Genomic DNA, 231 nt, shown 5'->3' with positions numbered 1-231 from the left:
CCGAGCCGTACCTGCTCGGCGTCTCCTCCGGGGCGTCGCTCGGCGCGGTCTCGGTGATCGTGTTCGGGGTCACCCTCTTCGGGCCGGCCTCCCTGTCGGTGGCCGCCTTCGTGGGCGCCCTGGGCGCGCTCCTGCTCGTGTACGCCACCGCCCGCACCGGCGGACGCATCACCTCGTCGCGGCTGGTGCTGTCCGGGGTGGCGGTCGCGGCGGTGCTCACCGCGGTCCTCG

At 75.8% G+C, this 231-nt stretch carries 1 protein-coding gene; it reads left to right on the top strand.

Annotated features, from left to right (window positions below; translation table 11 throughout):
- The coding region (locus IG88_RS0138165) for an iron chelate uptake ABC transporter family permease subunit (protein WP_031051592.1) at positions 1 to 231 on the top strand (231 nt) is incomplete at both ends.

The organism is Streptomyces sp. NRRL F-5650 (assembly GCF_000721365.1).
GTDB lineage: Bacteria > Actinomycetota > Actinomycetes > Streptomycetales > Streptomycetaceae > Streptomyces > Streptomyces ardesiacus.
The sequence above is the reverse complement of the archived record's forward strand: the minus strand, read 5'-3'. Positions and strand labels throughout refer to the sequence as shown.